This is a genomic window from Acinetobacter sichuanensis, from assembly GCF_003024515.2.
GTDB lineage: Bacteria > Pseudomonadota > Gammaproteobacteria > Pseudomonadales > Moraxellaceae > Acinetobacter > Acinetobacter sichuanensis.
The window spans coordinates 1-3252 of the sequence record NZ_PYIX02000105.1; the positions used below are offsets into that span (position 1 = coordinate 1).

5 protein-coding genes are annotated in these 3252 nt (G+C 38.7%); 4 read left to right on the forward strand and 1 reads right to left on the reverse strand.

Annotated elements, in window-relative coordinates; genetic code table 11:
- Positions 1-662: LexA family protein (locus tag C9E89_RS21940; RefSeq protein WP_107010223.1), on the reverse strand; the 662-nt coding region annotated here is incomplete at its 3' end.
- A 111-nt stretch (positions 663-773) separates the two neighbouring features.
- Between C9E89_RS21940 and C9E89_RS21945 the strand changes: the two genes are divergently transcribed.
- From C9E89_RS21945 to C9E89_RS21960, 4 genes are all read left to right on the forward strand, one after another.
- A complete protein-coding gene (locus C9E89_RS21945) occupies positions 774-974 on the forward strand; it encodes a helix-turn-helix domain-containing protein (protein ID WP_107010224.1) in 201 nt (66 codons plus the stop codon).
- 9 nt (positions 975-983) lie between these two features.
- A complete protein-coding gene (locus C9E89_RS21950) occupies positions 984-1232 on the forward strand; it encodes a hypothetical protein (RefSeq protein ID WP_107010225.1) in 249 nt (82 codons plus the stop codon).
- 72 nt (positions 1233-1304) lie between these two features.
- On the forward strand, positions 1305-2378 hold the full coding sequence (locus C9E89_RS21955; RefSeq protein WP_228199102.1) for a hypothetical protein: 1074 nt from the start codon (positions 1305-1307) through the stop codon (positions 2376-2378).
- The gene (locus C9E89_RS21960) at positions 2375-3124 is read left to right on the forward strand and encodes an ATP-binding protein (protein ID WP_107010226.1); all 750 of its coding nucleotides are present in this window, start codon (positions 2375-2377) and stop codon (positions 3122-3124) included. Before C9E89_RS21955 ends, C9E89_RS21960 begins: the two co-directional genes overlap by 4 nt.
- Positions 3125-3252 lie beyond the last annotated feature (128 nt).

Genomic DNA, 3252 nt, shown 5'->3' on the forward strand with positions numbered 1-3252 from the left:
TAAATTTTTCTTGTACGATTAACTCTAGACCCACCAAGCGGTCTAAATGCATCAATTACAAGACCAACTAATTCTGTATCCTCTTCAAACTCAATAATATTTGGATGGAAATTAGGATTAAGTGCCTGTAAGTACTTGCGATCATCACTTTCAATAACTAATTTTTTAAACGTTGCGTCCGTATTATTTCTAACAACAATCAGATCACCAGAAAGTAGGTCGCATACCTGAAATTTAGGATTCACTAAAATGCAATCACCCTCCATATATGCAGGATAATTACTTACACCAACAACTTTTAAATAAAAACATCCCTCTGGATCGTCAGCGCTTAAGGGCGGTAACCACTCATTAATTTCAGACGGATCAATAGCTTCTACAGATGTCATTTCACCCGCCTGCACCCAAGATAAAACTGGAAGTAATTTTCCTACAATAGGAACTACATTGTTGTCAAAAACAGAGGTAACCCCCTTTTTAAGCTCTTCAGCCGTAACCCCTAATGCATTAGCTAATTCCAGTAAAGATCCAGTATTTTTTGCATTTCCAGTTTCTAAATCAGAAATAACAGACTGCTTGACGCCTGATTTTTGAGCTAAGTCTTTTTGAGTCATTTTTTTTGCTTTACGAATACTTTTTAGATTTTCACCTAAAGTTGGCATAACTATGTCCTTTACAACCACTATCGGAATTGTGATACAAATTCCAATCGGTTTGGCTATTGTAATAATATCGGAAAACCTATATATTTATGGAAAATATAGGAGATACCCATGAACCAATGGCAAAAAATGATCATTGATTTAAAGGAGCAAGGGTTAACCCAAACCCAAATTGCTACCGAGATGGATTGCTCACAAAACTATGTAAGCAATCTCGAGAATGGATTGTGCGGTAAGCGCCTCGGATATGAGAAAGGTAAAAATCTTGAAAAATTATGGCAGATACACTGCGCACCCCAGCAAATTGCATAGGAACAACTCATGACCCGAAGAAGACCGAAGAAAGACGCATCCGCAACGATACATATGCCGCAAGCGATCAAAGACCAATTGACAGGTTTAGCTGAAGCACAACGTTCAGGACAGGGTGCAAGTGAATATATTTTTGAAAATCTCATTATTCCTCATATCGAGCAGTTAAAAGCTGAAACGAAGATTAAACAAAAGATTTTTGGATTGGTAGGGAACGATAAAAACCATGAGCAGCAAAAAGATTTATCCGACCGCTAAAAACTACAGGCAAAGAAAAAGCCTGACGGCTGAAGTCAGGCTTTTAGTAATTCATAACAAGGTGGAATGAATATGAAATCAAATTTAGCACAAGAACTACCAGAACCGCAAGGTCAGATGGTTCAGTTTCCAAAGAAAGAGCGTGAGGCTATGTCGTCCAACGAACTAGTCAAAGGTTTTATTATGAAAAGCCGCTTGTATCACTATGAGGTTGAGCCATTCTTGAGCGATGCTGCGAAGAATGTCTACTCATCAATCATGGGATTTACAAACGGATTTAATAAGCCTTCTGACCACATCAGCCATCGTCAAATACAAGGTGGAAAGCTCAAAGGTTCAAACAAATTAAGCTCTGGTACTGTGAATAATGGAATCAAAGAGCTTGTTTGGTTTGGTGTAATTCAAGTAGTTGAAAAAAATAATAAATTAGGAAATAAGTACAAAATTAATGAGGTTTCTTTGGTTGAGGCTTTTAATCACCTTGAAGCTGAAAAAATTAAGGTGCTTCGATTATCGAATGAGTGTGCTTCGATTAGTGAAGCGCTTCGATTAGTGGTGCAGTCCGCTTCGATTAGTGGTGCGGAAGGTGCTGCTGCTAGTGGTGCATCAATAGAGTTTCTTTTTATAGATTCTTATAGATATTTATTTAGTGAGTCGCTCTGCTCTAAAAAACCTTTGGAAACTCATTTTTATTGTTTTCAGGAAGAGAAAAAAAAATATCAACTTGAAGCCGAAAAACAAGAAGCGGAAGCCAAGGCAAAAGCTGAAGCTGAGCGAAAAGAGAAATCACGTAAATTATCTTTTGATGAAGTAATCAAACTGACTTCTGAGAAATTTAACTCAATCTGTGATTTCAATCTTTGGGAGCAGTATGTATCTAATCGCTCTCAAACAGCTAAAACCAAATTAACCAAAAATGCTCTAAATGCGATTTACCAAGACTTCAAAAATTGGGGTTCTGCTAAATCCAATCAATCTTTGAAAAACTCAATTAAGTCTAATTCTTGGGGATTATTCGAGCCATTTAACTTCAAAGCAAATTCAAGTGTTGCGCCAACACCAACAAGCCGTAATGTCAACGATGCATGGGGCGAGGAACAGCAGTATGCACCTGCTTCAGATATTAACTATGGGGACTTGCTATGAACGCTATGACTTCACTTAGTTTTGATATTCAGAAATCAACAGAGTTTTGTTCGATACATCAAATTCAAATGGTTTCTTATCGTGGTAGACCATTTTGTGAGAAATGCTCACTTGAGTCACTGGATCGTGGTCAGAAAGAACATCATCACGCTGTAAATACCATGGTTCGTAATAAGCATTTTGAAGGGGCAAGATTACCTCGTCGTCATCAGGAAAGTGGGTTTAGTAATTACCAGGTATTAAACAATGGTCAGCAAAATGCTAAGGCTCAGTGTGCTTCATTTGCGAAAGATTTCATTGGTGATGCTGTTCGCAATCTCATCATGGTTGGGCGTACTGGAACAGGTAAAACACATCTTGCATGTGCTGTCGCTAGAAACGTGCTTGATAAGCGCAAATACGCTCGTTACATCACGTCAGAAGACATGGCAGATGAAATTGCCAAAGCATGGAAAATCGCCGATGACAGCGAAGCAAATGCAATTCACCGCTTCACTGATTATGACTTACTGATTCTTGATGAATATGGTTTGCATGATCGACATGAGAACCGACTTCAGTTGGTGCACAAAGTTTTGTACTCACGTTATGACGAGGGCAAGGCAACAATGCTGATTTCAAATCTTACTTTGGATGAATTACAGAAAGATTTAGGCGATCGGTTGTGGTCTCGCTTTCAACATGATGGTTTGACTTTGGTTGAGTGCAATTGGGCAGATCAGAGAATGCAAGGGGGTGCAGCATGAACGAAATCTTTAATCAGCGCATTCAGTCAGTGCAGTTCGGTAAAAACATGACGCATGCTCACATCGTTGCTAAGCGTGAATTGCGTGAAGAGCTTGAAGCTGAGATGGAAAAGTATTTAGCACGTGGT

What these genes read in the sequence shown, in the direction of transcription:
- C9E89_RS21955 (WP_228199102.1), top strand. Translation starts at nt 1,305, where the DNA reads ATGAAATCAAATTTAGCACAAGAACTACCAGAACCGCAAGGTCAGATG.
- C9E89_RS21945 (WP_107010224.1), top strand. Translation starts at nt 774, where the DNA reads ATGAACCAATGGCAAAAAATGATCATTGATTTAAAGGAGCAAGGGTTA.
- C9E89_RS21950 (WP_107010225.1), top strand. Translation starts at nt 984, where the DNA reads ATGACCCGAAGAAGACCGAAGAAAGACGCATCCGCAACGATACATATG.
- C9E89_RS21960 (WP_107010226.1), top strand. Translation starts at nt 2,375, where the DNA reads ATGAACGCTATGACTTCACTTAGTTTTGATATTCAGAAATCAACAGAG.